This window comes from Bacillus sp. KICET-3, assembly GCF_033261025.1.
Lineage (GTDB): Bacteria > Bacillota > Bacilli > Bacillales > Bacillaceae > Bacillus > Bacillus sonorensis.
This window is the reverse complement of record NZ_CP137345.1, coordinates 644,335-668,520: the sequence shown is the minus strand read 5'-3', so window position 1 is coordinate 668,520 and position 24,186 is coordinate 644,335. Positions and strand designations below refer to the sequence as shown.

Here is a 24,186-nt window from a genome sequence, read left to right as displayed (position 1 = left end):
TTATAACATCCTTAACCAAACTTTAAACGTTTCAAAAAATTGAATTTCGCTATATATTCCGAATAATTTAAAAAGAGGTTGATTTTTCCTTTATAGGAAATTATCAATTTTGTTATTTGCATAAAAAGCTGACCGAAAAGCAACCGTTCGAGTATAACATAAATGAGAGCAAAACATAAAAAAACCAAGGACATCAAATCCCTTGGTATCTCGGGAATGCGGCAGAGAGGCTGATGAATCAAGTCTATGATTGAAAACGGCTATATAAGATGTTCCCAGATCCCGCATCTATTCTGGCAGCCGAATTCCTTTAAACGCATTCATCACCAAATCATGCACATAGGAATCGTTCACCTCGTCCCCGGTTATAAGCAGTCGATAGAAAATCGGTCCGTAAATGAGATCTATGCTCACTTCAATATCAAGATTCTCTCGCAATTCTCCTGTCTGAATTCCCTTCTCTAAAAGGCCCTTAGCTTGGAGGCGGCGAGGCTGGAAAAATCGTGCGCGATATTCTTCTGCCAATTTTGCATCCAACTGTCCTGCACCTATTAATTCCGTAATAACGGTTCCTTCCCGGCTTGTCAAAAACCTTGCTAAATTCGTGGCATGGGTTAATATGTCATTTACTGCCGATCCTGTATCAGGCACAGGCAATCTGTCCGTAGCGGTCGACAGAAAGCTGTCCATTATAACGGCAGCCTTGTTAGACCACCATTTATAAATCGTTGCTTTACTCACTTTAGCACGCTCTGCAATTTTATCGACTGTCACCGCATCAAAGCCATTTTCCAGCAATAGTTCATAGGCTGCAGAAAGAATCGCCTTATGCGTTCCCTCATCACGCGGCCGCCCTCGTTTACTCTGCACATGAATCATTCCTTCCCAAAATATAAACTATACGTTTAGTGTACTTAATGTGAGTAAAAAAGAAAATAGAAAAAAACCATTTACAAAACTGAACGTTTAGTATATTATTTCCCTATAAATAAAACTAAACGTTTAGTTTACAAAATAACCTGAGAGGAGTCTTCATCTATTGAATCCATGGAAAGGAGATTAATCAGCGAAACAAATCATGGCTAAATCTTAAAATCATTAAACAAGGAGCTTAATCATGGCTAATTTAAACACACACACAACTAATAAGAGGATTTCACCCAGTTTAACCGTTCTTCTCGCAACTTCATGCGGTATCATTGTCGCTAATCTTTACTATGCACAACCCTTGGTCGGATTAATTAGTAAGGCCATTGGACTTTCTCCTAGCAGTGCTGGATTGATTGTCACACTCACCCAGATTGGATATGTTGCCGGCTTACTATTTCTCGTCCCTTTGGGAGATATTATCGAAAACAAAAAACTTGTCGTTGTATCGCTCCTTCTAAGCGCAGCGGCTCTGACTGCAACAGCATTTGTGAAACATGGAACACTGTTTTTAGCAGCTGCGTTTTTGATCGGGTTGGGATCGATCGCAGCCCAAGTGCTCGTACCATTCGCATCATACCTTGCCTCAGACGCTGCACGCGGTCGTGTTGTCGGCAATGTCATGAGCGGCCTATTACTCGGTATCATGCTTTCCCGTCCGATATCCAGTCTAGTCGCTGATATCTGGGGGTGGAATGCAATATTTGCTTTGTCCGCGGCGGTTAGTGCTGTCCTGGCAATCGTATTATCAAAAGTGCTCCCTGCCAGAAAACCAACAGCAAACACAAACTATACTGCCTTACTGGGTTCAATGTGGAAGTTGCTGCGCACGACTCCAGTCTTACGCCGTCGTGCCGTCTATCATGCGTTTGTATTTGGAGCTTTCAGCTTGTTCTGGACTACTGTTCCATTATTATTGTCCAGTCCTGCTTTTCATTTTTCGCAAAAGGCAATAGCACTATACGCACTTGTGGGCATTGCAGGTGCAGTAGCTGCGCCAATAGGCGGCCGTCTGGCTGATCGCGGCTTGACCCGGCTTGCCACTGGAATAGCTCTCGGTGTTGTCATCGCTTCTTTATTACTGCCGCTAGTAATTCAGAGCAGCTCCCCCGTCGGAATAGCAGTTCTAGTGGTCGCAGCTATTCTGTTAGATATGGGCGTATCTGCAAATCTTGTGCTCAGCCAACGTGCCATTTTTTCGTTGGCACCAGAAATTCGCAGTCGGTTGAACGGATTATTCATGGCAATCTTCTTTCTAGGCGGGGCTATAGGATCGTCAATTGGAGGGTGGGCATACGCCTCAGGCGGATGGGGTACAACATTATGGATTGGCATCGCTTTTCCGGTCATAGCTTTGCTTTATTTCGCCACAGAAAAATAGTCTTTCACCAAAAATAAGCAGTCAGGTACAAGCTGATCGCTTATTTTTGGTGTATTTTTCTTTTTTCTCGGTAAGTCAACATCCCTTGGCGTAAATTTCCTATCATTGAATCGGAGCGGTTTGCTGAACAAGAAAAATCCTGTGTGATGATAACAGGATTTTCGACGATTTTTTTATAAATTAAATCTATTCACTTTCTAGTTGCTTCAGATAGTTACGCAGGCGAACCTTAGGGTTTAATTCTATATTTGTAATATGTTCTACATACCGACTCGCACTTTGGGCGATTTCTTGGTCACTGATTTTATTGGCGCGATATTCGGCAAAGGAAAGCAGATAGGCCATGCCTACTAAACTGGCAGACGCCTGGAACGGCTTTGTCAGTTCGCTTATTGAAAATAAGTTATATCCGCCGGCTTGATAAGAATGTTCAGGTGAACCGATGGACATGGCCGTCACCCACTCTTTTCCTTTCAATTTCGTTCCGCCGGGGCCATGAGCCCAACCAAAAGTAAACACCTCATCAAACCACTGTTTTAAAAGCGGGGGACTGCTGTACCAGTATAATGGAAATTGAAAAACAATACGATCATGGGCAAGAAGCAATTGTTGTTCATATTCCACATCAATCGGTTGATGGCGATATTTTTCATAAAGATCATGGACAGTTATTCCCGGTTCACTTAAAACCGCTTCTTTCCACTTTTTGTTGATTCGAGAAGCTTCAATGTTCGGATGTACTACGATTACTAGTGTTTTCATATGAATCATTCCTTTCATTTCTTTGATGTGACATCATTATATGATGTATATTAAAATATAAAAAGTACGCACATTAATTGTATATAGTATCAAAAAGTATACTATGAGGAGTGAACAGCATGAGAAATCGAAAACTTGGTTTTGATTATTCTTCGGATCACTTTGAAGGATGCCCGGTGGAGACCACATTAGATGTAATTGGCGGTAAATGGAAAGGCGTTCTCCTTTATCATCTCATTGACGGCAAAAAGAGATTTAATGAATTCCGAAGACTTTATCCTAAAATTACCCAGCGCATGCTTACTTTACAATTAAGGGAACTGGAACGTGATGGCGTGATTCACCGCGAGGTTTATAAACAGGTCCCTCCAAAAGTGGAATACTCTTTAACTGAGTTTGGAAAAACTTTGGAACCTATTATTTTACACATGAAGGAATGGGGAGAGAAGTATAAAGACAGAATGGTTAACATCGAAACCACGCTTAAAGCTGAAGATTAAATCTAATTGACTTTAGCCTCGAAAACCATTCCTGATTTCGCAAAAAAAATACCAGGGGCATCACAACCCTTGGTATTCCTATGATGCGGCCGAGAAGGCCTGGATTATGAGCTTCACCTACTTTTTCGTAATGCCTCAGTGTCTTTACAGTCGTATTCCCACTTTGCGCAAATTGACTCACTTTCAAAACCATTCCCCCTTTCAGGATCTATCATCATCTGTGACGTTGCGTCTTAGGCAATGCCTTTTTAAAAATACGTGCTATCTATTGAAACAAAAAGAACTGCAGCTCATGCAGCCCTTCTCCTGTTTTAAAGCCCGTTTCCCAAGAGCTCAATGGGCACTGTTTTCCGCTATAAAGATGGTTATTTCATGCATATCTCATTGGTGCCAGGTTCGTTTACATCAAAAAAATCCGTTACATCTCTTTAACTTGAATGAGGATTTTGGTGATTTGATTTTCAAATCCATCGACCATCACTTCATCAAGCATGAATTCCTCATATGCATACTCGCCTATCTGCATCCCGTTCTTTTCAATGAATTGAATCATTCTGCTGTAGGCATCTTCAACTTCTTCGCCTTTTTGATAGCCGACTGCATACAGCCCTTTTGGTCTCACATGATGGTTTACCGTATCGATTCCTTCTTTTACTTTTATATAAAAGTGACTGTAATTATAGAAGTCTTTTTTTAGAATTTGTTCCCGTGCAAATATCCCGCCGACAGGATAGCCCTCATCTAATTTGCGGGACTCAACATAGTGAATGAGTTCTGAAATGGCCGCAATGTATTTTCGTTCTGGTAAATCTAATGTATATCTGCTGATCAGATATTTTTCTTCATTTAAAAACTGAAAAGAAACCGAAGAAAAATCTGTTTTTAATGCTTGTTCAGCTAACGCCACTTTCGTCTGTATAATCTTTTGCAAATGCTTAAGCTTGTTGATTTTGTCCTCAATTTCAACAGTCTTTTCTTTCAGAAGCGGTACGATCCTGCCCGGTGTTTTGCCTTTTATGAGGGATTTGATTTCTTTTAACGGTACACCAACCTCTTTAAACAAATTGATCACTTGAAAAAGCTCAAATTGATGATAAGAATAATATCTATAGCCATTGTCTTTTTTTATTTCCGGAGAAAACAGACCAATCTCGTCATAATGAAACAGCGTTTGTTTTTTTATGTTGCAGAGCTTGGCAAACTCACCTGTTGTGAAATACTTTTTTAAATCTTCGCTCATAAAAAATCTCCTTGACTATACGGTAGCTATATACTTTATGATTATTGTACTGGAAAGAGGCTTCGATCAACAAAGAAAAGGATCAGTTTGAAGCGGAAAATCTCTTCGCTTGTCTTGGATCATTCTCAAAGTATAAATGGCAAAACAAAGCGTTACTCTTTGCCTTGATTAATGTTAGAGGAGTTTTCACAGATGAAAAAATCAATTAAAGAACAAAAAACGGTGCTTATTATTTTATTAAGCAACATTTTCATCGCATTTCTTGGCATCGGTTTAATTATTCCGGTTATGCCTTCTTTTATGAATATCATGCATTTATCCGGCAGTACCATGGGGTATCTTGTTGCGGTTTTCGCCATTTCCCAATTAATCACTTCCCCTTTCGCAGGAAGATGGGCTGACCGTTTTGGAAGAAAAAAAATGATTGTCCTCGGATTGCTTGTATTCAGTATATCAGAGTTGATTTTTGGATTGGGGACCCATGTTTCAATGTTTTATTTATCGAGGATATTGGGCGGAATCAGCGCGGCCTTTATCATGCCTGCTGTAACAGCGTATGTGGCTGATATAACAACCCTGCAGGAAAGGTCAAAGGCTATGGGTTATGTATCTGCCGCGATTAGCACCGGCTTTATTATCGGACCTGGTGCAGGAGGGTTTATTGCCGATTATGGCATTCGCATGCCATTTTTCTTTGCTGCCGGCTTAGCATTAATAGCAGCCGTCTCTTCCGTTTTTATATTAAAAGAGTCATTGTCAAAAGAAGAACGCGAACAACTCTCATCTCATACAAAGGAATCCAGTTTCTTTAAAGACTTGAAGAAGTCGATTCATCCTGTCTATTTCATTGCATTTATTATCGTCTTTGTGCTGGCTTTCGGCTTATCAGCCTATGAAACGGTATTTAGCTTGTTTTCCGATCATAAATTCGGCTTCACACCAAAAGATATCGCGACCATTATTACGCTCAGTTCCATTGTTGCCGTCATTATTCAAGTTTTATTATTCGGGAAATTGGTCAATAAAATTGGCGAGAAAAGGATGATTCAGCTTTGTCTCATCATCGGTGCGGTCTTGGCTTTCGTATCTACTGTGATGTCAGGATTTTTAGCTGTTTTGCTTGTCACGTGTTTTATTTTTCTGGCGTTTGATTTGCTGCGCCCGGCCTTAACTACTTTTTTATCCAAAGTTGCCGGTAACCAGCAGGGGTTCGTCGCGGGCATGAACTCCACTTACACGAGCTTGGGGAATATATTTGGTCCGGCTCTGGGCGGTATTCTATTTGATCTTAACATTCATTATCCTTTCCTTTTTGCAGGTATCGTTATGATTGTCGGCCTGAGTCTTACAATGGTATGGAAAGATCAATCAAATGAAGTTTCAACCTTGAATTAGCCGGATGATAGCTGTGAGGAATAGGGGCGTATATGAAGAAGAAAACATACCAAATCATGTTGGTATGTTTTTTATTTTAGTGTTATAAACGCCTCATTCATTACACCCGTTTTAAGATTTTGGGCGCAAAATTGCACTGTTGTTGGCTTTAAATGAATGTCATCTTATTGTAATTTCCCTCTGCACTCTACCAAAATCTCTTCAAGAACCTTACCTTCCGAAACTAAGTAGGCTTTTTCATGCAAGTTACATACCGGACAGATATGATTTGGAATAATCCGCACCTTATCTCCGATGCTTACTTGCTTGTTGAATTCTTCATTGTAAATAGTAGCATGTTCGTCAAACACATCGTGAATATAGACATTTTTAAATTCTTTCATTTTGCCAAGACCTGTAGTGGCTGTCAGGCCTTTCGTTCTTGTTTGGGCAGTAATCCCTTTTGCTCCCACATCAGTAATGACACGCTCTTTTGTTGGTTTGCTTATAATGGTTGTAAGTACAGTTGCTGCACACTTATCGTATGATCCAATCACATTTGCTTGTGAGGCATCCATTAAAATGTAAGTGCCAGGTCTGATTTCGGTTACTCCTTTTGGGATGTCGAATTGAAACATAAATGGCGGAGTAGATCCTATGCTGACAACCTCTGGCTCACATCCCATTTCAGCTGCTATCTCGGCAAAATAAAGCGTCCTGTCTGCACTGGACATATAAAGCTCTTTGCATTCATCTGCACTCTCCGCTTTATATGTATGTCCATCATGAGAAAAAACCCCTTTTAAGTGAACATTACGACTATTTTTCACAGCTTCCAATAGTGTACGAAAATCGCTTTCCTCAATAATGCCTGACCGCTTTTCGCCAACTTCAATTTCCACTAATACCTGTGCTTTTTTGGCTGATCCTTGAAAAACCTCTTCTATTTCATTTACCTGATAAACACTGTCAATTCCAAATGAGATATCGATGGTCTCTGACAATTTTCTGATTCTCTCGATTTTGGTTTTACCGACAATCTCATTGGCAATAAATATGTCTTTCAAACCATTCTTCGCCATTACTTCAGCTTCGCCTACTTTGGCGACCGTAATTCCAACAGCCCCAGCTTCTTCTTGAATTTTCGCCAGTTTGGGCATTTTATGGGTTTTCGTATGAGGACGTAAATTCACTTTGTAACGATCAGCATATTCTTGCATTGATTTAATATTTTTATAGAGAATATCTTTATCTATCAGAAGTGCTGGCGTATCTAATTCTAAATCATTCATTATTCTTCCTCCTTTATAGCCGCCACTGCTTCCATTTCAACAAGACAGCCCGCATATAAATGATTTGATGGAACACCAACTCCAGCCGGTTTATGGCTGCCAAAGAAATGAGCATAAACCTCATTGATGTCCGGCCAATATTTTACGTCTGGGGTATACAGTCTGGATAATATAACATTTTCCTTGCTTCATCCTCTTTCTTTAAGCACAAGCTCCAAATTTGCTAATGCCTGTTTTGCTTCTTCTTTCATGCCCCCGGCTGGAGTTTTTCCCGTTTCCGGATTCATAGACAACTGCCCTGAAATATAGAGAACACCATTGTGCTCCATAGCCGGCACGTAATGGCCCCCATGACGTGTTGAATATTTAGTGTATACAGGCTTCAATATCACCATCTCCTAAAATATGACACCGAGCATATGAAGCTGCCCGCATCGACGTTCCGGTCGGCAGCCAAACAAAACAGCCAGGTTTTAGGTCTTGCTTTCTTACTGTCTCAGGATCGCGCTTACTTGCAATCGTGCCGCGGTACTAAGCATAATGATTTTCTTTGTTCTGCTAATTAGATTTAATCCCGGCTCCGCATAAAGGAATGACGATTTTTTCATCAGAAGAACGATCGTATTTTACATAGCCCGCATAGTTTGCAGCTGTTGTAGGTTCTACATAAAAGCCTTTACTTGCCAGTGCAGCCCGCGCTTTTAACATCTCATCTTCATTCACTGTTATCATTTGGCCGTTTGTAGCACGGATGGCTTCTAATATTTGAGCAGATCTTGCCGGTTTGGCAATTGCGATGCCTTCAGCAAGTGTTCCGCTGTTTTCAACGGGTTGAGCCGCTTGTTGATTGTTGATAAATGCCTTTGCCAACGGCGCACAATTCTCCGCCTGTATCGCAACCAGTTTTGGCATTTTTTCGATACATTTGTTCTCCATTAATTCTTTAAATCCATAGTAGGCCCCGAGTAGCAGCGTACCATTTCCAACTGGAATCATCAGCGTATCCGGCGCTCCATTCATTTGTTCCCAAATTTCATAGGCATACGTTTTTGTTCCTTCATAGAAAAATGGATTATACACGTGACTGGCATAGAATTTTTTCTCTTTATCAACAGCCTTTTGCGCCGCTTCAGCTACATCTTCTCTAGTGCCTTCAATTTCGCGAACGTTGGCGCCATGGGCTTTCACCTGCGCGATTTTCTTAGGTGATGTGCCTTTTCCGAGAAAGATGTCACATGCTATATGAGCCCGCTTCGCATAAGCTGCAATCGCTGTCCCCGCATTTCCGCTGCTGTCGGCTATGACATGTTTCACTCCCAATTCTTTTGCCTTGGCAATTAAGACAGCTGCACCACGATCTTTAAAAGATAACGTAGGCATCATATAATCGACTTTCACAAACGTATTCGGTTCTGCGCTGTCTAATACAATTAAAGGTGTATATCCCTCCCCCATAGTAATGTCACTCCATATTGCGGAGTCATGTTCAAACGGCATCACATCAATATATCTCCACATTGAAGGCATTTCTTTGTATACTTTAGAAAAAGGTACATTCTCTTTTACCAGATCTAACACTCCGCCGCACTGACATTTCCATCCTTGTTCGGTCACATTGTATTTCGTTCCGCAAGAATGACATTCATACTGATCCATCATCTTCCTCCCTCTTGTCATATATTTTTTTATATTTCATGTATTTTTTTATACAACATAGGCAAAAAAATATATTACATGCTGGCGATCGCTTCAATCTCAATCTGAAAACGATAGTGCAGCTCGTTCGTCGGGACAATTGATCGCGCCGGCTGATAACCGTCAACGACACCCTGATAGACATTATCTACACGGTCTAATAAACCGATATCGTGAAGATACAGCGTCACCTTTAACATTTTGTCTTTATGACTGCCGGCTTTTTTTAAGATATACGCTATATTAGACAATGCCTGTAAAGTTTCTTCTTCAATCGTGCCAAATTTCTTTTCCTGTGTGATTGGATCAATGGCAAATTGTCCTGATACATAAATCGCGTTCTGATGAATGACGGCTAATGCGTAATGGCCATTCGGTCTGCTTCAAAAATACTCTCCACTACGCTCACTCCGATTGCTTTTTTTTGACTTCATCCAAGTAGCTATAGACCGTTACTTTTGAGATGCCTAATTGATCTGCTACTTTATCAACGGCACCTTTCATGAGGAATATCCCTTTTTCATCCATAAATCGGATGAGTTCGATTTTTTCCCGGCGTTTCATCAGAGAATGTTTGCGGTTCGCAACAATTTGTTCGATTAACTGATTTGTAATTTCTTCCACATTTTGAATCGATGTTTCCTGATTTTTTGCATTCGGAGTTTGTATGTGAGTATCTTTTTCATTGTGCGGCATTAATGCCTCCAACATTTCTTTCATCTGAATCATTACATTCATGTCATAGTTGATGCAAAACGCCCCAATCACCCGGTCATTACAATCTCTAATAAGGGTGGTCGATGATTTGATCATTCTCTGATCATCTGTCTGGATTTCATATCCTGCTAAGTAATCCTCTTTGAATTCATCGGATAATAGCACCTTTTTCACCAAATGGTCAAAGGATTGACCGACCTCTCTTCCTGTCACATGATTGTTAACTGTAAAAATGACGGAAGACTGGGGTGTTGTCAAATCATGAATGACGACTTCACAATTTGGTCCAAACATTTCCCCAAGCGTTTTTGCAAATGGAATATAACGGTTTAAGGTCTGTTTTGCTTCTGTCAAAATCTAAACACCTAACTTTCTTTTTCCTGCATAAATCTCTAAAAATTTCAGTTCGTGAATTCATTATATAATTTTTTATATGAAAATGAAACACACACATATTTTTTTATATGATTAAACCTAAAAAACCATACCTTCACCGGGTACGGTTTACTTAAGGAAGGTTCGATAAATATTCTCACTCTCATTTGTTTTTTTCCATGGCCTTTCTAATATGAAAGCAATCAGAAAACCAGGTTTAATTATTTTGATTTTTTACGCCCCACTCACATAACTCTTCCAAAACCGGTAATAGAGTTGCCGCTTTTTCTGTTAGACTGTACTCGACTTTAGGCGGAACTTGAGGATACTCTTTTCGGTTCACCAAACCATCCGCTTCCAATTCTTTAAGTTGTGAACTCAATGTTTTATAAGTAATAGTCCCTATCTGTCTTTTCAGCTCATTAAAGCGAACCGGTTGATTTTCCGCGAGGAGGTAAATAATCACCATTTTCCATTTGCCGCCGATCACGGACAATGTGTAGCCAAAAGGTGTATCTTGAATATTTTTAACTTTGCCTTTATATTCAGCCATGCTCATATTCACACTCTCCTTTTGGATAGTACCTGTCATTAAAGTGCGTACTATTTTTTTATTTGCGTTCATTTTATACTAACATTACTTTGAAGTAAAGGAGAGTAAAGCATGGCTAAAAAAACGATCCGTCTGTTAATGCCGCAATGGCAAGGGGGAAACAACCCTAACTACTCTTTTGGAGCCGAACTGCTTGCTTGGCTGGCGCCTGAAAATGATCAGCCCCTTATTCATGTTCCGGTTCAAGCTTATGATGGAACTCCGCTTGAAAACGAGAACGGTATGAATGGGAGAAAACAGCTGCTGGAACAATTAAAGTCTGCTCATCATATCATTGATGCTCATAAGCCAGACCGCATTGTCATGTTTGGCGGTGACTGCTTAGTTGAACAAGCCCCATTTGCCTATTTAAACGAACGATACGGCGGGGAATTAGGTTTAATTTGGATCGATGCCCACAGCGATTTAGTTAGATACGTCGGGTATGATAATGGCCATACATTGCCTCTCGGGAATCTTTTGGGAGAAGGAGATGAGGAGTTCGCCAACCATGTGAAAATCCCTCTAAAACCTGAAAATGTCTTTATCGCGGGATTAGCAGATCCTGCAGAACAAGAAACAAAAGTGATTTCAGAAGAATTTCAAAGACTGGGTATTGCTCCTGGAGAACCAGACACAGAAGTGATTCAAAGACTGGGTATTAGAACTGCTGGAACCAAAGAGTTAGCGAACAGTACTGAATCTATAAAAGAGTGGATTAAAGAAAGCGGCATTAAGCACCTGGCCATTCACCTTGATTTAGACGTACTTGACCCAAAGGCATTTCGTTCTTTATTATTCGCCAACCCTGAAGCACCTGTAAATTATTCTCCTGAGGGAACAATGCAAATGCCTCACCTGCTTCATCTGCTGAAAGAACTGTCTGAAGAAACAGACGTAGTCGGATTAGGGATTACGGAGCATTTACCGTGGGATTCTATTCATTTAAAGAATCTGCTCGGGAAGATACCTATTTTAAATCAATAAACTCATAAAATGGAGCCTGAGCATCCTCAGATGAATAGCCCCCCTACAAAAAAGATATCTTTTGTTTTTTGTAAATCAGTCTTCTAACCTCTGTTTTCCAAACAAAGAGTAATAAAAAACAATTGAATGCAAAGCAAAAAATACCAAGGGCGTCTCAACCCTTGGTGTTCCTGTGATGCGGCCGAGAGGACTCGAACCTTCACGGGGTAGCTCGGGGCCAGGTCTCCCTAAAGTGAATCGTATCAAAACCTGCCATTTCGATGATTTAAAATTATTCGTTGCACTTATTTGCATTATTTTCATTTTGTGAACATCATAGGCACTGCAATCCCACCCCAAACCTGTCAAACGACTTCTATTGCGGCACACCGAAAACTTTTATTTTTTTAATTCTCGAAACTGAGGAAATGTGTTAACATGTGCAATAAATGGATAGAGAGAACGTCTTGATTATGAAAGGGGTTTGCATCATGAAGCAAAAAATTCCATCGGAGAATGTTGCTATAAAAATAAATGATTGGTATTCGATGATACGCAGAAACCAAGTCACAGACGCAGAATTTATTAAAGCCGAAATTCAACAAGAGCTTGAAGAAATGGAAGAAAATCAAACCGTATTGTTGTATTACTCTTTAATTGATTTCCGCCACAATCTCATGTTAAGAGACCTGAAGCCTAACGACGCAATAGACATTTCTGATTCATTATCGAGTATTGAAACCAAAAAAGAGGACATGCAAAACACCCAAGTTGATGAAATGATTCACTACTACTATTGGTTTTTTAAAGGGATGTATGAATGTAAGCAGCACAATTTCAATACGGCCATAACCTGCTACAAAATCGCCGAAAAAAAATTGGCATCTGTTGACAGCGAAGAAGAAAAAGCCGAGTTTTACTATAAGCTGTCCGAAATTTACTATCACCTCAGACAAAACTATATCTCCATGAATTATGCCACAATGGCGCTCGATACGTTCAAAGCGCATGAGACCTTGATAGAAAAAGAAATCTATTGTTATTTTGTTATAGCCGGAAATCAAGTTGATACCATGAAATATAAAGACGCCTTAATGACTTTACAATCCGCTTTACTTGAAGCTAAGAAAACGGATAATAACCGCTTGTTAGCGTCAGCTTATTTTAATTTGGGGAACTGTTATTTTTATTTGAAACAATTTTCTGAATCATATGAACATATACTAGAGTCTTTAACAATATTTAAAAAAGAAAATTCCTCATATATCCCTAAAGCTTTATTCCAGCTCATGTATGTTTGTTTAAAACAAGAAAATCACCCAGAGGCACTAAGCCTTTATGAACAAGGTATAGAGCAAGCAAGGGCCATCAATGACAAATCCCATGAAGCCCAACTTAACATATTGAAAAAAATTTATTTGGAACACGGTTCTCCAGAGGAGGAATTCAAATATCTTGAAGATAAAGGGCTGTATGCGGATATTGAAGAATTGGCATTAGACGCGGCAGAATATTATAATGAAATTGGTAAACTTGAGGAGTCAATCCAATTTTACCGGAAAGCGATTCAAGCAAAGAATATGAATAAAAAGGGGAGTTGATTATGATGAAAAACAAAATTCTGCTCGGTTTTACTTTGTTTTCTTTGGCTGCATTAGCAGTGATTTCAATTACATTTGCGGCCCCATCCGACTCTTACCAAACCGCCGGAAGAATGATTACGTCATCATCAACCAATGATTTTCAAACCGCCGGCCGAATGATCACATCATCAACCAATGACTTTCAAACCGCCGGCCGAATGATCACGTCATCAACCAATGATTTTCAAACCGCCGGCCGAATGATCACATCATCAACCAATAATTTTCAAACCGCCGGCCGAATGATCACGTCATCAACCAATGATTTTCAAATTGCCGGCCGAATGATCACGTCATCTCTCAATAATTTTCAAACCGCTTAAAAAGCAGGCATATGCCTGCTTTTAATTGTTATTTAACTATTCGGTTTCCTTCACTTTGTTTTTTCTTGTCCAGATTCAAATAACTAAGCAAATGTGGAGTAAAATAAGAATAAAAATACCAAGGGCGTCCAAACCCTTGGTATTCCTATGATGCGGCCGAGAGACTTGAACCTTCACGGGTTATTAACTCTTTAAGGAAGGGGTCTAACCCCCTTTCTCGTTATACATGGCATCTTCTTAGACACCCAATCTGTCATTTTCTCCGTTACCGGCAGAATCATTTTTTCTTCAAAAAAAGCACTATATAGAAACTGCTTTGTGGTGTTCAGGTTTCATTTATTCAGCTATTGGTGTAAGTGAGCTGCCGCCCCATATCTCGCCCTTGTTCAGTGTCCAGCTGTCATTATAGAGATTAGAGGCGCCCTGATTAGCCGCAGGGCTCCAACCCTCATCCCAAGCTAAGAAATAAATGGTTTTTGGATATTTTTGTTTAACCGCATTGATAAATTGGGAATAATCCAGACTGCCATTTGTTGTTTGCGGGCCAACTTCAGTGAAAGCAAATGGCTTATTAAGAGCTGTTAACTCGTCATATCCTTTAATCGAATAAGCATCTGAGAAATACGCGTCTAATCCAACAATATCAACATATGAAGACCCGGGATAAAAGTCTGTCTTAAAGTCTCGATTGGCGTCTGGCGCGTATACCCAAATCAAGTTGTCCAAACCTCTTGTATCAGTCATATAATGATAAATTTTTTGGTAAAGCTGTTTGTAAAGTGAGATACGCTGGTTATCCTTTTGGTTATAACCGGTAAGTCCCCACCAGAACCATTCTCCGTTCATTTCGTGAAGAGGTCTGAAAAGAACTGGAACGCCTTCATTTTCTAACTGCTGAAGGCCATCTGCGATTTTGGCCAGTACGGCGTCCAACCGTTTGCCCTCTGTGGTTGATGGGTCTAAGATATTTTCATACTGACTGTTTGAGATTTGTGTTTTATAATGGCCAGATTGAAACGCAGGATTAGGAAGATGCATACTGATCTGATGTATGCCTCCGCTCTTCCAATGAGAGATTAGATCATTGTTACAGCTATAGTCGATCGCATCGGCAATATTAGCTGTCTCCATCCATCCTCTCGAATAATCACAAGCATAAACAGCAGGTAACTGGCCTGTAGCATTTTTGATTCGATTGGCTTCTGTCATGGAAAACGTCGCACTTGTGTATCCGCCGAATGCACCTGACAATACGCGGTTTTCCGACCGGTTTGGCAGGTGAGCGAGCCAATTCATCAGCTCCTTTGTTATCGACTGGGCTTTTGGGTTCACCGAATTCACTGTATGAGCAGACACCGTCTGCGAGAAAGCTGAAACGATTAATAAAGCAACTAATAAAGAGATTCCAAATTTTTTGTACATAACATAATCTCCAATTTTCTTTAATTTTTAGTACGTCATAATCAATTTCTCTCAAAAAAATTACCAAAATGATATTATGTGCAAAATTTATGAATGCCGGTTTTGTATCACCCTCTTTTTCTTAATCTGCTGCTTGAATATTCAATCTCCCTTTCAGCTAAGAAAAGGAAATATATTCCCTGTAGGAGCGAAACTAATAATAAGCTGAAAATTACTCCTTATCATGAGACTGTTGACTTATTTTATTTCAGTCTTTAAGATATGCTTTTTTGTTCCAATTGACTCTTTTTACCTATTTATCTTGTTACATTAAGTACGATAAAAAGAGGTGGATGAATTTTTCATCCACCTGCTCTATTTTAAAGAAGAGGAATTTTTAAAATGAGTAACAGATATGAAACTACTTAATAACCCAGCAGTGATCGCAATGCAAACTTTCATACATAAAAAAGAGGAGTAACACATTGTCTACTCCTCTAGCTTTATCTCTTTCCCCTCAATAAAACGGTATCATCAGTTACAAAACTTTTAAGCATTTGAAGTTATTCATTATACAGATTTGCATCATTTTTTTCCTTTTAAGCACTTAAAGGGCACTGTTTTGTTCGCTTGCGATTCTTAAAGTTTGATTTATTTAATTTCTCATCGGATGTGCTAATCCTTTAAACCCTTGCCGTCGAGAATTTTCTGCACGCATTTTTCAACCCTTGACTCGCGTGTTTTGGATTGTTTGGCTTGAGAAAAATAAAGAATGTATGCTCTTTGCCGCCCGGGGGTCAATGCTTCAAAAGCAGCTTTCAAACCAGGGATTTCAGCGAATTTATTTTGAAGTTCTTCAGGAATTTTATATTCTGTATTCTTTTTAAAATCCACTTCCAAACCGGCCTTTTCAACTTCAATGGCTTCATGAATATAGGCTTTCAAGACGGCTTCCATTTCAGCGATTTCCTGAACATTGGTGAACCGAATCTGGCGCGCCGCCTGTACGTTCTCCGTCTGCTGGATCAGAATCCCATGGGGATCCTTTAACAAGGCGCCTTTGTGAAACAGAAGCGCACAATATTCTTTAAATCCGTGTATTAAAACGATGTTTTTATTGTTAAACGTGTAACAAGGATGCATCCACTTAAATTCTTCGGTCAGCTCACAATCAAGAACAATATTTCTTAACTTCTCAAATTCTTCCTTCCACTTTGCAGCTTTGCTTAAAAATTCATCAACCTTTGGATTCATTTTACCGTTTGTCATCAAGGACACCCCTCTTTCCGAGCAGTTTGCTGTGGTCTTACATTTCCTCTAACAATTTATTAAGTTCTTCGCCCATTCTCGCCCAACCGAATTTTGCACCATTGAACGCTTGATCTTCTTTTTCGAAGCCTGTGTGTTCAAGATGTAAAGAGGTTTTTCCACCCTCATGCTTTAATGTCCAGGTGACTGTAGTGTTTATCCCGCCGCCTACCCAGGTGTAAGATAATTTATAAGGCTCATCCACTTCAAGAACTTCGGAATCAATAACTAAATTCCACTGTTCATTCCGAAACTGAAATTGATGTCCGACGACAGGTTTAAAATCATTAGGCATGATCCATTTTGCAAGAGTATTTGCATCCGTTAAGGCGTGCCATACCTTTTCGATCGGGCTATTAAAATGAAAATCGTGTGATACCGTTAAACTCATGTTTTGTTCCTCCTGCAGTATTTGATTTAAAAGCAACATTCTCTCGCTCCAGAATTTCCTGTAAAACGACACCCAATCCTCAATTTCTTTCAATGGGGCGGCATTCAGCCGATAGCGCGTTTCCCTGCCGACCTTTCTGCTCATTACGAGGCCGGACTCTTTAAGGATTGCCAAATGCTTTGAAACCGCGGTACGGCCCATGTCAAAATGAGCAGTCAACTCTTTGAGCGGCAATTCTTCCGCGTCAGCCAACAAACGCATCAATGTGCGTCTTGTCGGGTCTGCGACGGCTGTATAAATGTCACGCTCTTGATTGTTCTCGTTCAAAATCCTCCTCCCCTTAATAGGACACTGATTGGTGTCTTGATTATAGGACACTAATTGGTGTCATGTCAAATTTTATTTTTGCCATCACGGTATTGCTTTTATCCTCCTATCATTTAATTTATAGGTTTCTTCTTTATGATTTGGTCAATAAATATGCAACAGTAAAAGAAAGGCTTGGACATGCTTCTATAAAGACGATGATAGATGTTACGGACACCACCTTTTCCCCACAAACAAAATACCAAGGGCGAATAAGCCCTTGGTAATTCTATGATCGGCTGAGAAGACTTGAACCCCACGGGGGTGCCCACTAGGCCACAATATAGTGAAAGCTTACTATCAGTTACAAAACCCCGTCATTTCAAGTATTTGAAGTCGTTCATTATACTCGTTTGCATCAATTGATGTGCATTTTGGGCACAAAATGGGCACTTTTCAAGCAAGAGAAATAGCTGTCAATGCCGGATTTATACCCAAGTGATTCATTTTTAATCCATTGTTTTATAATTTATTTCATCTCTTTTGATGTACATGCAAATTTACTGTTTTCATAAAACAATCCGGCTTATTTTTTACCTCCGCGAGACCATATCATCACCGGAATTAGTAATAAGGATACAATCCCTCCAGTAAATGATAATGTTAGATAACTTGAACCTGCCACAATCATTCCAGACAATGCTCCCCCGGCAGCTCCTGACAACGCAATCAGAACATCCACTGTACCTTGAGTTTTCGCCCGTGTGGCAGTTTCAGTAGAATCAACAATAAGTGCAGTTCCACTTATCAAACCCAAATTCCATCCTAATCCAAGTAAAGAAAGAGCAATGACGATAAGAACCATAGAATCTCCTGGTGCAAATGCTGCTATTAAGCCTGCCAGAAGCAATGTAATTCCAGAAGCAACTGCCGTCGCAGGACGCCCCAACTTATCAACAAGAACACCTGTAACCAGCGAAGGGAGATACATGGCGCCTATATGAAAACCAATAACAAGACCGACTGCACCCAAGCCATGTCCATGATGTCTCATATGAACCGGTGTCATTGTCATAATAGCCACCATTACAATTTGAGTAAGAACCATAATCGTTGCACCAACGATTATGCCTTTTTTGTTTTCTGTGTGTTCAGTTGTCGCTAAATGATCTTTATCACTGGGCTCTTGGTTGGTCGCTTCGATTGTTCTTGCTATAACTAATGGATCCGGACGAAGCATGATGAAAAGGACAACACCTGCTAAGATATATGCCGCCGCGGCTAAAATGAAAGGACCTGCCAATGATGGAACACCGATAGAAAGAGCGAAATCCCCCGTCACATTCACTAAATTCGGACCTGCAACCGCCCCAAATGTTGTCATAACCATCGTCACGCTGACAGCAGTCGCCCGCTGTTTACGATTTGCCAAGTCCGTACCAGCATAACGGGCTTGTAAATTTGTCGCTGTTCCTGCACCATAAATAAGCAATGAAGCAAATAACAAGAAAATACTATTTATGATTGCTGCAATGATGACTCCTATTGCTCCAAGACCGCCGATCATAAAACCGGCTGATAGACCTGTACGGCGTCCATAGCGCTGAGAAAGTCTGCCTACAAATAAGGCTGCTCCCGCTGATCCTAAAGTAAATAAAGCTGTCGGGACCCCTGCGTAAGCATCCGTTCCGAGCATTTTCTGAGCAATAAGCGCACCGACAGTAACTCCTGCCGCCAGCCCTGCACCGCCAAAAATTTGCGAAATACTTACAACGAATAATGTACGCTTGTATAACATTTTTTGTTTTTCTGGAGAACGAATGCAGCTTTGTAAAGAAGCTGTTTGGAAATCTAATGATTTTGCACTATCCTTTTGTAACATATTCTGCCCTGCCTTTCTAAAAGCCTAATTCTATATTTAATCCTCCAACTTGATTTGGATCATCATAACACGCACAAAAAAACCATACAATATTATAATTGTATGGCGAACAATATTAGGTAAGATCGTTTAGCAGACGTTTAAGGATCATTAATCCTTGCTCAAGCTCTTCGAGCGTTTTTGGTGCACATACAGAAACCCTTACCGCCCTTTCCGGACAACTATTTCCAACTACGAAGCGTTCAGCCGCATACACTTGCACGCCATGTTCTGCAGCTAATTTTTCAAATTCAGCACCTGTAATCCCACCCGGTAACAACAGCCACCGAAAGATGCCTGTTTCAACACCTAAACATGTATAGTCCGCAAAATATCGATTTACGATGTGGTTTCTGCGAATGGTTTGTTCAAGATGACCCTCAATTAAGACTTCAAATTGATTCGATACAATCGTCCGTGCCGTAAGTTCAGCCAATAGCGGGGAAACGGTGATATTTAAATTATAAAGCGCCTTCGAAATCGGCTCCTTAAATTGGCTTGGCACTGCCACATACGCTAGCCGCAGCCCTGGCGCTAATGATTTAGATAAACTTGCAATATGGATAACTTGTTCCGGCGCGAATGAAGCAAGTGCTGGAAGCGGATTTTTGCCAAGAAGATGGTACGATGCATCTTCAATAACAAACAGATGATATTTCTTTGCAATTTCTGCAATCATCCTGCGATTCTCAACAGACATAAAGGAAGCTGTCGGATTATGATAATCCGGGATCAAATAAACCCCTTTAATATTTTCATTTTTACACGCATACTCAAGTGACTCCGGACTCATTTCATAGTTCTCTGATTTTATCGGTACGATTTGCACACTAAGCATTGCTGCAGCAGTTTTTAATCCAGGGTACGTATGATCGTCAACACCAATGCGATCCCCAGGCTTACAAAGACTCGCCAATGCAGCGGCAATCGCATTTTGCCCTCCATTCGCAAATAAAATGTGATCAACGGCTGTTTCAAACCCGCCTCTTCGGATTAGCTTTACAGCTGCATCCTTTTGCCAAAGGCTTTCGCCTGCCCGGCCATAACCAAACCATTTTTCATAATCTGTCTCTTGCAGCATGCTAATCAGTTGGAGCAGCAGCGGCTCATAAGAAGCATGATCCGGCAGTGTCGCTCCCATTTCAATGAGCTTTGGCTTTGTATCTTCAAGTAAATACGCATTCGATAACGCATCATACGATACAAATGTGCCGCTCCCAACAGTTGCACTTAACAGGCCCTTTAACTCACACACTTTAAACGCCTTTGAAATGGTACTCAAATTTAAATCCAAATAATCAGCCAGTTCCCGCTGAGGAGGAAGTTTTGTTCCAGGCAATAAAACTCCGTTTACTATATCCTGCTCCAATTGCCTTGCAAGTGCTTTATAAATGGGCTTTTCCGTTTTATCAATCAATGGCTTCCAGCTCATCGGATAGTTTTCAAAAGAATTGATCGGCATGAGACGCCATCCTTTTTCACTCAATTATATGATTGTGTGGTTTATAAAACAATCATCATTTATATCCTGACCATCAGAAGGAAATGGCGGACAAGTTTATGACTTTTTTTAAGTAACTCAAGCACATGTGGGGTAAAGCAAAAAAAGGGCTCATAAACCCTTGGTATTCCTGTGATGCGGCCAAGAGGACTTGAACCTTGACGCGGTTGCCCCCATTGTTTTCATTACAACCTCTATCTTCCATTTTCATCATTTCTATATGTTCTGACGAATTATGGTTAACAATTGGTGATTAAATTTGTGCCCATAAATAGCGCCAACTTTATTTAATAGAAATCGGTACTTCGTTTATCGTGACGCTTTTGGCGGATGGCACACGACACATTTACGCAGGCTATTTTTTTGAATATCGTAAATGTTTTTTGCCTCCTCGCTAAATAGTATTGGTCCCGAACGACGGCTGCCAAGCATTTGGAATAGAAAAGATCTTAGCTGATCTGAAAATGGTTTGCAGGACTTGAGATTGTGAAGTCTTGTACTTAAATGAACGGGCAGGTTAGTAAAAAAAATATAATTGGATTTGAAAAGAAAAACAAATAATTTATACACACTCCGCATATTGTCAATTCAGTATGTTATACTGTAAACAAACCTTTGAAGCGTTAAATCTTTTTCTATTACCTTTTACCACCTCCCTACTCGAACGTTGAGTAGGTTTTTTTATTAAGCATTATACAGAGAACATAAAAAAACAGGCCCTACATAGAGAGCCTGTTTGTATAAACGATTGAAAATTAAGCAGATTTTTGAACGTTAGCAGCTTGAGCTCCGCGAGGACCTTGCTCAACGTCAAATGTTACTTTTTGACCTTCGTCTAATGATTTGAATCCGTCACTTTGGATTGCAGAAAAGTGTACGAATACATCGTCTCCATTTTCACGTTCGATAAATCCAAAACCTTTTTCTGCATTAAACCATTTAACTGTACCTTGTTCCATTTTTGTTGCCTCCTAGTGCGTTACCGCACATTGTATTACTATCCTTGCCCAAAGTATCATCAAGACGAAAAGTCAATATTCATACTATCCTTTACACCGAACAAAAATAATTCCTCTTTAGCATAACAGGAAACGGAAATAATTGCAATTAATCTTTTCGTTTTCTTCATGGCATTATTTCTTAAATGTGGAAATCGGTGCAAAAGCGGAATATCCCATGTCTAAGCGGCCTAATAACTATGGTTTGAAAACACCGTGAAATGAATCACGAGTGTCTTCAAAACTTTTTCTTTGCTAAATAGTACTTCATTATTGATTGTTAAAGATTGCTTTAAAAAGCTCAGCTGTTTCTTGTTCAAGTGCAAGATATTCTTTTAAAAGCAGGGCTGTTCACCGGTAAAGCTTTGTTTCTGCAGATGTTTCCAAAAGTCACTCATGGTATATCCCCATTTGCCAAGATGCTCATAAAAAATAAAACTTGACCATAAATAATCTTCGTTTTCTTCATTTCTACTTTCCAAAGCTTTTTAATTCAAGCTCAATAGTCTTCTAGCTCTCTTTATTTTGACACTCAAAAATCAATCGATATATAGGGCAGGATTTCCTTACTTGTAATGTTTGTCCTCAAACAATCAATGTTCACGGTCTAAATAAACCGATTTCCATAGGGGAGCAGGGAGAGAGTTTGGCCCGATAAAGAGCCGGGTATAATTTTCATACGCCTTTTGTATCCCGGCTGGCTCTGCTAATAAAGATTTAATTGAGCTGGAAATCAGTCTCTAATTCCCGATACTTTTTACAGATGATAGGAAAGATACTTCACATATAGGTGTATGACGTTGGGACTTCAAAGGGCAATAAAACGTTTTCTATACTTAGAAGATCATCATGGGAGGGGAAACTTTAACAAATGAATGAGCAAAACTTAAGGACTTTGAGAAAACTGGTTACACCTTATGAAAAGTCCGATTTACAAAAAAGTATTTGTCAAATCATTAACACATTGGTACCATTTTTCCTGTTATGGTGTTTGGCATATAAGAGCTTGTCGATTTCTTATTTCCTCACATTAGCGATTTCTATCGTTGCGGCAGTTTTTTTAGTGAGAACCTTCATCATCTTTCATGATTGCTGCCATTATTCCTTTTTTAAGAACAGAAAGGCGAATCGAATCCTTGGAACAATAACAGGAATTCTGACTCTGCATCCTTTTGATCATTGGGCACACGACCATTCTGTCCATCATGCGACAAGCAGCAACCTGGACAAACGCGGTACAGGCGATATTTGGGTGCTGACCGTTGAGGAATATAAGGAAGCCTCAACTAAGACAAAAATAATGTACCGTTTGTACAGAAATCCGTTTGTTATGTTTATTTTAGGGCCGATTTACGTCTTCGGAATTACCAATCGTTTTAATCGTAAAGGGGCAAAACGCAAAGAACGGATGAATACGTATGTAACGAACCTGGGAATCGTCGCTTTGGCAGCACTTTTATGCTGGGCTATTGGCTGGCAAAACTTCCTGCTGGTTCAGGCGCCAATTTTTATGATATCGGGATCTCTCGGAATTTGGATGTTTTATATTCAGCATACGTTTGAGGATTCTTATTTTGAAGAAGATGAGCATTGGGAATATGTAAAAGCAGCAGTTGAAGGAAGCTCTTTTTATAAGCTTCCAAAAGTCATGCAATGGCTAACAGGCAATATCGGTTTCCATCATGTTCATCATTTAAGCCCGAGAATCCCAAACTATAAGCTTGAAGAAGTGCATAACAACATTGAACCATTGCAAAACGTTCCGACCATTACACTGGCAACAAGTCTTAAGTCGTTAAAGTTCCGCCTATGGGATGAAGAAAGCAAAAAATTTGTTGGTTTTAGCCACTTAAAAAAAGCTTCTAAAAGCCAAGTATCAGCGCAGCTAAGAACGGATTAAATAACTCCCCATAATCGATGATAACAGGCAGGGTATCTTACAGAATAAAAGTGCAGACTCGCACAACGGTTTTGTGCAGAGGTCAGCACTTTTTTAGTGCCAAATATACTTGCAGACTTGGACAATGCGGTACATTTGTCGCCGATTTTCCGCAAAAAAATAATAACAAAGGTGATTAAACCCTTGGTATTATTGGGATGCGGCCGAGAGGACTTGAACCTCCACGGGTTATTCACCCACTAGGCCCTCAGTAAAGTGGAAGCTTATCACGATTTATGAAAGCTTGTTTTCATTGTATCTCTTTACACCAATTACATAAAATTTCATTGTTTTTTAAGAATGATGGAGGAAAAATGGAGTAAGCTTTTCAAACGAATTCCGTAATGCTTACCAAAGTGGTTATTAAGATTTTTTTGCTTTTTTAACAGGGTCTATCCATTATATAGAAGGTATTTTAGGAAAAGGGCAAGAAAATCTCTTGAACTAAGATTTGATAAGTATGTAAAACCTACTTTAAATGATCTTCTGAAATATGAAGAATTGGCTTGGGGAACTTTAGAAGGGCACATTGCCACCGCGCTCCATAATACCGGAATAAAAAACAGTACCGCGCGTAACCTTGCCTATTTCATTACACAATGTGCAAGATGGATATTTTAGAGGGAACTCTAAG

At 39.9% G+C, this 24,186-nt stretch carries 22 protein-coding genes and 1 pseudogene; 7 read left to right on the top strand and 16 right to left on the bottom strand.

The window, feature by feature from the left end; translation table 11 throughout:
* Positions 1-288: 288 nt before the first annotated feature.
* Positions 289-870: a TetR/AcrR family transcriptional regulator gene (locus R5H20_RS03325; RefSeq protein ID WP_006638820.1), complete on the bottom strand. Its 582-nt coding sequence runs from the start codon at positions 868-870 to the stop codon at positions 289-291.
* 247 nt (positions 871-1,117) lie between these two features.
* Between R5H20_RS03325 and R5H20_RS03320 the strand changes: the two genes are divergently transcribed.
* Positions 1,118-2,308 (top strand): MFS transporter, encoded by a 1,191-nt coding sequence (locus R5H20_RS03320; protein ID WP_006638819.1) that lies wholly within the window; start codon positions 1,118-1,120, stop codon positions 2,306-2,308.
* 186 nt (positions 2,309-2,494) lie between these two features.
* On the opposite strand, the gene R5H20_RS03315 is transcribed toward R5H20_RS03320, so the two are convergent.
* Positions 2,495-3,079 (bottom strand): NAD(P)H-dependent oxidoreductase, encoded by a 585-nt coding sequence (locus R5H20_RS03315; RefSeq protein ID WP_081605393.1) that lies wholly within the window; start codon positions 3,077-3,079, stop codon positions 2,495-2,497.
* A gap of 110 nt (positions 3,080-3,189) precedes the next feature.
* Between R5H20_RS03315 and R5H20_RS03310 the strand changes: the two genes are divergently transcribed.
* Positions 3,190-3,570: a winged helix-turn-helix transcriptional regulator gene (locus R5H20_RS03310; RefSeq protein ID WP_006638817.1), complete on the top strand. Its 381-nt coding sequence runs from the start codon at positions 3,190-3,192 to the stop codon at positions 3,568-3,570.
* A 418-nt stretch (positions 3,571-3,988) separates the two neighbouring features.
* Here the strand turns inward: R5H20_RS03310 and R5H20_RS03305 are convergent, their stop codons facing one another.
* Entirely contained in the window at positions 3,989-4,810 is an 822-nt protein-coding gene (locus R5H20_RS03305; RefSeq protein WP_006638815.1) for a MerR family transcriptional regulator, read from the bottom strand.
* A 192-nt stretch (positions 4,811-5,002) separates the two neighbouring features.
* On the opposite strand from R5H20_RS03305, the gene R5H20_RS03300 reads away from it, so the two are divergent.
* On the top strand, positions 5,003-6,205 hold the full coding sequence (locus R5H20_RS03300; RefSeq protein ID WP_006638814.1) for an MFS transporter: 1,203 nt from the start codon (positions 5,003-5,005) through the stop codon (positions 6,203-6,205).
* Between the two features lie 164 nt (positions 6,206-6,369).
* Here the strand turns inward: R5H20_RS03300 and R5H20_RS03295 are convergent, their stop codons facing one another.
* The 6 genes and pseudogenes from R5H20_RS03295 to R5H20_RS03270 all read right to left on the bottom strand — a co-directional run bounded on the left by R5H20_RS03295 (position 6,370) and on the right by R5H20_RS03270 (position 10,822).
* Positions 6,370-7,476, bottom strand: a complete 1,107-nt coding sequence (locus R5H20_RS03295; RefSeq protein ID WP_088273075.1) for a D-TA family PLP-dependent enzyme — start codon at positions 7,474-7,476, stop codon at positions 6,370-6,372.
* A pseudogene (locus R5H20_RS03290) lies at positions 7,476-7,763 on the bottom strand (RidA family protein). Before R5H20_RS03290 ends, R5H20_RS03295 begins: the two are co-directional and overlap by 1 nt.
* A 271-nt stretch (positions 7,764-8,034) precedes the next feature.
* Positions 8,035-9,132: a threonine synthase gene (gene thrC / locus R5H20_RS03285; RefSeq protein WP_006638811.1), complete on the bottom strand. Its 1,098-nt coding sequence runs from the start codon at positions 9,130-9,132 to the stop codon at positions 8,035-8,037.
* Between the two features lie 74 nt (positions 9,133-9,206).
* Positions 9,207-9,521, bottom strand: a complete 315-nt coding sequence (locus R5H20_RS03280) for a RidA family protein (RefSeq protein WP_051056690.1) — start codon at positions 9,519-9,521, stop codon at positions 9,207-9,209.
* A 55-nt stretch (positions 9,522-9,576) separates the two neighbouring features.
* Entirely contained in the window at positions 9,577-10,242 is a 666-nt protein-coding gene (locus R5H20_RS03275; protein ID WP_006638809.1) for a helix-turn-helix transcriptional regulator, read from the bottom strand.
* A gap of 238 nt (positions 10,243-10,480) precedes the next feature.
* Positions 10,481-10,822 carry a winged helix-turn-helix transcriptional regulator gene (locus tag R5H20_RS03270; protein WP_006638808.1) on the bottom strand — a complete coding sequence of 114 codons (342 nt, stop codon included), beginning with the start codon at positions 10,820-10,822 and terminating at the stop codon, positions 10,481-10,483.
* A 105-nt stretch (positions 10,823-10,927) separates the two neighbouring features.
* Here R5H20_RS03270 and R5H20_RS03265 point away from each other — a divergent pair, with 105 nt between their 5' ends.
* The 3 genes from R5H20_RS03265 (at position 10,928) to R5H20_RS03255 (ending at position 13,787) form a co-directional block, all read left to right on the top strand.
* Positions 10,928-11,842, top strand: coding sequence for an arginase family protein (locus R5H20_RS03265; protein ID WP_006638807.1), 915 nt, complete (start codon positions 10,928-10,930; stop codon positions 11,840-11,842).
* A gap of 470 nt (positions 11,843-12,312) precedes the next feature.
* A complete protein-coding gene (locus R5H20_RS03260; RefSeq protein WP_006638806.1) occupies positions 12,313-13,422 on the top strand; it encodes a Rap family tetratricopeptide repeat protein in 1,110 nt (369 codons plus the stop codon).
* 2 nt (positions 13,423-13,424) lie between these two features.
* Entirely contained in the window at positions 13,425-13,787 is a 363-nt protein-coding gene (locus R5H20_RS03255) for a hypothetical protein (protein WP_006638805.1), read from the top strand.
* A gap of 336 nt (positions 13,788-14,123) precedes the next feature.
* Here the strand turns inward: R5H20_RS03255 and R5H20_RS03250 are convergent, their stop codons facing one another.
* The 7 genes from R5H20_RS03250 to R5H20_RS23510 form a co-directional block, all read right to left on the bottom strand.
* Positions 14,124-15,209, bottom strand: coding sequence for a glycoside hydrolase family 26 protein (locus R5H20_RS03250; protein ID WP_006638804.1), 1,086 nt, complete (start codon positions 15,207-15,209; stop codon positions 14,124-14,126).
* A gap of 654 nt (positions 15,210-15,863) precedes the next feature.
* Positions 15,864-16,457, bottom strand: a complete 594-nt coding sequence (locus tag R5H20_RS03245; protein ID WP_006638803.1) for a YdeI/OmpD-associated family protein — start codon at positions 16,455-16,457, stop codon at positions 15,864-15,866.
* Positions 16,458-16,494: 37 nt separating this feature from the next.
* Positions 16,495-17,214 (bottom strand): metalloregulator ArsR/SmtB family transcription factor, encoded by a 720-nt coding sequence (locus R5H20_RS03240; protein ID WP_006638802.1) that lies wholly within the window; start codon positions 17,212-17,214, stop codon positions 16,495-16,497.
* 565 nt (positions 17,215-17,779) lie between these two features.
* Positions 17,780-19,075: an MFS transporter gene (locus tag R5H20_RS03235; RefSeq protein ID WP_006638801.1), complete on the bottom strand. Its 1,296-nt coding sequence runs from the start codon at positions 19,073-19,075 to the stop codon at positions 17,780-17,782.
* Between the two features lie 115 nt (positions 19,076-19,190).
* Positions 19,191-20,576, bottom strand: a complete 1,386-nt coding sequence (locus R5H20_RS03230; RefSeq protein WP_006638800.1) for an aminotransferase-like domain-containing protein — start codon at positions 20,574-20,576, stop codon at positions 19,191-19,193.
* 794 nt (positions 20,577-21,370) lie between these two features.
* Positions 21,371-21,574 carry a cold shock protein CspC gene (cspC, locus tag R5H20_RS03225; protein ID WP_006638799.1) on the bottom strand — a complete coding sequence of 68 codons (204 nt, stop codon included), beginning with the start codon at positions 21,572-21,574 and terminating at the stop codon, positions 21,371-21,373.
* A 632-nt stretch (positions 21,575-22,206) separates the two neighbouring features.
* Positions 22,207-22,305, bottom strand: a complete 99-nt coding sequence (locus tag R5H20_RS23510) for a molecular chaperone TorD family protein (RefSeq protein WP_411859079.1) — start codon at positions 22,303-22,305, stop codon at positions 22,207-22,209.
* Positions 22,306-22,484: 179 nt separating this feature from the next.
* Here R5H20_RS23510 and R5H20_RS03220 point away from each other — a divergent pair, with 179 nt between their 5' ends.
* Positions 22,485-23,513, top strand: a complete 1,029-nt coding sequence (locus R5H20_RS03220) for a Delta(5) desaturase DesA (protein WP_006638798.1) — start codon at positions 22,485-22,487, stop codon at positions 23,511-23,513.
* Positions 23,514-24,186 lie beyond the last annotated feature (673 nt).

What these genes read in the sequence shown, in the direction of transcription:
- R5H20_RS03320 (WP_006638819.1), top strand. Translation starts at nt 1,118, where the DNA reads ATGGCTAATTTAAACACACACACAACTAATAAGAGGATTTCACCCAGT.
- R5H20_RS03220 (WP_006638798.1), top strand. Translation starts at nt 22,485, where the DNA reads ATGAATGAGCAAAACTTAAGGACTTTGAGAAAACTGGTTACACCTTAT.
- R5H20_RS03270 (WP_006638808.1), bottom strand. Translation starts at nt 10,822, where the DNA reads ATGAGCATGGCTGAATATAAAGGCAAAGTTAAAAATATTCAAGATACA.
- R5H20_RS03245 (WP_006638803.1), bottom strand. Translation starts at nt 16,457, where the DNA reads ATGACAAACGGTAAAATGAATCCAAAGGTTGATGAATTTTTAAGCAAA.
- R5H20_RS03295 (WP_088273075.1), bottom strand. Translation starts at nt 7,476, where the DNA reads ATGAATGATTTAGAATTAGATACGCCAGCACTTCTGATAGATAAAGAT.
- R5H20_RS03315 (WP_081605393.1), bottom strand. Translation starts at nt 3,079, where the DNA reads ATGATTCATATGAAAACACTAGTAATCGTAGTACATCCGAACATTGAA.
- R5H20_RS03305 (WP_006638815.1), bottom strand. Translation starts at nt 4,810, where the DNA reads ATGAGCGAAGATTTAAAAAAGTATTTCACAACAGGTGAGTTTGCCAAG.
- R5H20_RS03310 (WP_006638817.1), top strand. Translation starts at nt 3,190, where the DNA reads ATGAGAAATCGAAAACTTGGTTTTGATTATTCTTCGGATCACTTTGAA.
- R5H20_RS03235 (WP_006638801.1), bottom strand. Translation starts at nt 19,075, where the DNA reads ATGTTACAAAAGGATAGTGCAAAATCATTAGATTTCCAAACAGCTTCT.
- R5H20_RS03265 (WP_006638807.1), top strand. Translation starts at nt 10,928, where the DNA reads ATGGCTAAAAAAACGATCCGTCTGTTAATGCCGCAATGGCAAGGGGGA.
- R5H20_RS03250 (WP_006638804.1), bottom strand. Translation starts at nt 15,209, where the DNA reads ATGTACAAAAAATTTGGAATCTCTTTATTAGTTGCTTTATTAATCGTT.
- R5H20_RS03300 (WP_006638814.1), top strand. Translation starts at nt 5,003, where the DNA reads ATGAAAAAATCAATTAAAGAACAAAAAACGGTGCTTATTATTTTATTA.
- thrC (WP_006638811.1), bottom strand. Translation starts at nt 9,132, where the DNA reads ATGGATCAGTATGAATGTCATTCTTGCGGAACGAAATACAATGTGACC.
- R5H20_RS03255 (WP_006638805.1), top strand. Translation starts at nt 13,425, where the DNA reads ATGATGAAAAACAAAATTCTGCTCGGTTTTACTTTGTTTTCTTTGGCT.
- R5H20_RS03230 (WP_006638800.1), bottom strand. Translation starts at nt 20,576, where the DNA reads ATGCCGATCAATTCTTTTGAAAACTATCCGATGAGCTGGAAGCCATTG.
- R5H20_RS03260 (WP_006638806.1), top strand. Translation starts at nt 12,313, where the DNA reads ATGAAGCAAAAAATTCCATCGGAGAATGTTGCTATAAAAATAAATGAT.
- cspC (WP_006638799.1), bottom strand. Translation starts at nt 21,574, where the DNA reads ATGGAACAAGGTACAGTTAAATGGTTTAATGCAGAAAAAGGTTTTGGA.